General features: G+C 70.7%; 1 pseudogene. It reads left to right on the top strand.

The window, feature by feature from the left end:
• A pseudogene (locus NVV99_RS27035) lies at positions 1 to 124 on the top strand (DUF885 domain-containing protein); the annotation flags it as partial.
• Between the last annotated feature and the right edge of the window lie 105 nt (positions 125 to 229).

Raw genomic sequence — 229 nt, 5'->3', positions numbered from 1 at the left:
CACCTATGTGGAGGGCTACCGGCTCCTCGGCAGCTGGCTCGGGCAGGTTCCGGCCGGAGCCGAGCGCGCCGACCGTGTCCGGCGCCTGCTCGACGAACCCCTGGTGCCCAGCAGCCTGCGGTGAACCGCAGGTCGCTCGGGGACCGGCGTCCGGAGCCGTGGACGGCCTTCGTCGACTGGAGGACGTATCCCTGACGTCCTCTGCTTGGAGAAACCTCGAGGACCGCTG

The sequence above is a fragment of the Rhodococcus sp. PAE-6 genome (genome assembly GCF_025290685.1).
Classification (GTDB): domain Bacteria; phylum Actinomycetota; class Actinomycetes; order Mycobacteriales; family Mycobacteriaceae; genus Rhodococcus; species Rhodococcus pyridinivorans.
Note: the sequence above shows the minus strand (reverse complement) of the source record. Positions and strands in the feature narration are given on the sequence as shown.